Origin of the sequence: Streptomyces sp. NRRL S-646 (genome assembly GCF_000720765.1) — a bacterium.
GTDB lineage: Bacteria > Actinomycetota > Actinomycetes > Streptomycetales > Streptomycetaceae > Streptomyces.
This window is the reverse complement of sequence record NZ_JODC01000056.1, coordinates 1-3,674: the sequence shown is the minus strand read 5'-3', so window position 1 is coordinate 3,674 and position 3,674 is coordinate 1. Positions and strand designations below refer to the sequence as shown.

The window sequence follows — 3,674 nt, the reverse complement described above, 5'->3', positions numbered from 1 at the left end:
TGCCGGGCTCAGGCCCGCGGATGTGGATGCGGTGGAGGCGCACGGCACGGGTACGACGCTGGGTGATCCGATCGAGGCGCAGGCGATCCTCGCCACCTATGGTCAGGATCGTGAACGCCCGTTGCTGCTGGGGGCCGTGAAGTCGAACATCGGGCACACGCAGGCCGCTGCCGGTGCCGCCGGTGTGATCAAGATGGTGCTGGCCTTGCAGCACGGAGTGCTGCCGCGCACCCTCCACGCGGACGAGCCCTCGTCGCACGTCGACTGGTCCGCCGGGTCGGTCGAACTGCTCGCGGACAGCGCCGACTGGCCGCGCGTCGAAGGAAGGACGCGCCGCGCCGGTGTGTCGTCCTTCGGCCTCAGTGGCACGAACGCGCATGTGGTGCTGGCGGAGCCGCCGCCGGTCGAGGCGGAGGCCGAGCCGGTGATCGCTCCGGCCGACGGTGGTGTGGTGCCTTGGGTGGTGTCCGGTCGTACGGCTGCGGCGCTGCGGGCCCAGGCCGCGCGGCTCGCGGAGTTCGTAACCGGCGACGAGACGTTGGGCGTCGCGGAAATCGGCGGGACTTTGCTGCGGTCGCGGTCGCTGTTCGAGCACCGGGCCGTGATCTGGGGATCGGACCGTGGGGAGCTGCTGCGCGGTCTTGAGGCGGTCGCTGCCGGTGAAGAGGCGGTGAACGCGGCCACGGGCACGGCGCGTCGCGATGCGCGGACCGCGTTCCTGTTCGCCGGTCAGGGCTCGCAACGCCTCGGCATGGGCCGGGAGTTGTATGAGACATACCCGGTCTTCGCGGACGCCTTCGACGCAGCCTGCGCGCACCTGGACACCGAACTGCCGTGCCCGCTGCGGGAGGTGGTGTTCGGCGGCGACGTCGATCCGCTGAACCGGACCGAGTTCACCCAGCCCGCACTGTTCGCCCTGGAAGTCGCCCTGTTCCGACTGCTGGAGTCCTGGGGCCTGCGGCCCGACGTCCTCGCCGGACACTCCATCGGTGAGATAGCTGCCGCGCATGTGGCCGGAGTCTGGTCGCTCGCGGACGCCTGCCGACTGGTGGCGGCACGGGGCCGGTTGATGCAGGTCCTGCCGGCCGGCGGTGCGATGGTCGCGCTCCAGGCCACCGAGGAGGAGGTGCTGCCGTACCTGCACGACACCCGGGTCGGGATCGCCGCCGTCAACGGCCCCCGATCGGTCGTCGTCGCGGGCGCTTCGGAAGCCGTCGGGGAGATCGCGGACCACTTCCGCGCCCAGGACCGCAAGGTCACGGCCCTGCGGGTCAGCCATGCCTTCCACTCCCCGCTGATGGAGCCGATGCTGGCCGACTTCCGCAAGGTCGCCGAGAGCCTGACGTACGAGCGTCCCAAGCTCGCTCTCGTCTCCACGGTGACCGGCAAGGCGGCCACCGCCGACGAGTTCATGTCCCCGGACTACTGGGTGCGGCACGTGCGTCAGCCGGTCCGTTACGCCGACGCCGTGCGCACCCTCGCCGAGCAGGGCATCGGTCGCTACCTCGAACTGGGCCCCGACGGCACCCTCACCGCCCTCGCCCAGGCATCCCTCGACGACTCCGGTACCGCTCTGCTCGTACCGGTGCTGCGCAAGGACCGGCCCGAGGCACCGGCCGCCCTCGCCGCGCTCGCCGCCCTGTTCGTGCACGGCGCCGACGCCGACTGGCGGACGCTCACGGGCGGCGACCGGGGCCCGACCCCGAGCCTGCCGACGTACGCCTTCCAGCGCCGCCGCTACTGGCCCAACCTCACCGGCGTCACCCTCGGCGACCTCGGTTCGGCGGGCGTCGGCTCGGCCGGGCACCCGCTGCTGGGCGCCGCCGTACGCGTGGCAGGCAGCGAGGAGGCGCTGTTCACCGGGCGGCTCTCGCTCAGGACGCACCCGTGGCTGCGCGACCACGCCGTGACCGGCACCGTCCTCTTCCCGGGCACCGGGTTCCTCGAACTCGCCCTGTGCGCCGCCGGACAGCTCGGCTACGACCGCGTCGAGGAACTCACCATCGCCGCCCCGCTGATCGTGCCCGAGCGCACCGGACGGCTGGTCCAGGTCAGGGCGGGCGCGCCCGACGAGTCGGACACCCGCACCGTGCAGGTTTACTCCCGTGCCGAGGACGCGCTCGACACCGACCCGTGGACGCTGAACGCCAGCGGCTCACTGGTCGCCGGCCCGGTGCCCGCCGACACCACCCCCGCCCCCGACCTGAGCGCATGGCCGCCGCCGAACGCCGAGGCCGTGCCGATGGAGGGCTTCTACGACCGGTTCGCCGAGGCAGGATTCGCCTACGGGCCGGTGTTCCAGGGACTGCGCGCGGTCTGGCGACGAGGCGACGAGGTGTTCGCCGAGGTCGGACTGCCCGACGAACACGAGCGGCTCGCGGGCGACTTCGGCGTCCACCCGGCGCTCCTGGACTCCGCCCTGCACGCGATGATGTTCGTGTCGCTGGCCGACGCCGGACAGGGACGGCTGCCGTTCTCCTGGAGCGGAGTGTCGCTGCGCGCGTCCGGCGCCCGGGCACTGCGCGTGCGGATGGTGCAGGCCGGTCCGGAAGCCGTTGCCCTGCATCTGGCCGACCCGACGGGCGGCCAGGTCGCCTCCGTCGAGTCGCTGCTGCTGCGGCAGGTCTCCGGCGACCTCGCCGCCCGTGCCGAGGCCGACGGCCACCGCGACGGCCTCTTCCAGGTGGACTGGACGAAGGTGTCACCGCCCGAGCAGAACGCCTCCGAGGCCTGCGCGCCGGCGGTGGTCGGCGCCGCGGACCTCGCGCCCGGCGCACCGACGTACCCGACCCTGGCCGAGCTGCCCGCCGCCGTCCCCGCGACCGTGCTGTTCGCCGCGGGTCCCGGCCTGAGCGGCGAGGCCGCCGACGCGGCGGACGCGGCCCGTGCCGCCACCGGCCGCGTCCTGGACGCCGTACGCACCTGGCTCGCCGACGAGCGGTTCGAGCAGTCCCGTCTGGTGATCGTCACCGAGGGTGCGGTCACGCTCGACGCGCCGGCTCCCGATCCTGCCCTGGCCGCGGTGTGGGGCCTGGTGCGGGCCGCGCGCGCCGAGGCGCCCGACCGGTTCGCCCTGGTCGACACGGACGGCACCGACACGTCCCGCGCCGCGCTGGCCCGGGCCCTCGCCTCGGGCGAGCCCGAACTGGCGCTCCGCGACGGCGTCCTCCACGCGCCGCGCCTCGCCCGCGTCCCGGCGGGCGGCGGGCTTCCGCTCCCGGCGGACGAGCCGGCCTGGCACCTGGACAGCGTGGCGAAGGGCACCCTGGACAACCTGGCCCTGACACCGTTCCCGCAGGCCACAGCCGCGTTGACGGAAGGACAGGTCCGTATCGCCGTACGAGCGGCGGGAGTCAACTTCCGCGATGTGCTCAACGCGCTCGGTATGTATCCGGGCGAGCATGGATGTCGTACTGGACTCGCTGGCTGGTGAGTTCGTGGACGCGTCGCTGAGGTTGCTGCCGCGTGGTGGGCGTTTCCTGGAGATGGGCAAGACCGATGTCCGGGACGCGGACGCGGTGGCTGCCGAGCATGCGGGCGTGACGTATCGGGCGTTCGATCTGTGGGATGCCGGTCCGGAGCGGATCGGGGAGATGCTGGCCGACCTGGTCGCGCTGTTCGAGGCGGGCGTGCTCAGGCCCCTGCCCGTGACGTGCTGGGATGTGCGGCGCGCC

At 73.3% G+C, this 3,674-nt stretch carries 1 pseudogene; it reads left to right on the top strand.

The features are described from left to right. Window positions 1–28 precede the first annotated feature (28 nt). Window positions 29–3,674 (top strand): annotated as a pseudogene (locus tag IH68_RS51240) (acyltransferase domain-containing protein); the annotation flags it as partial.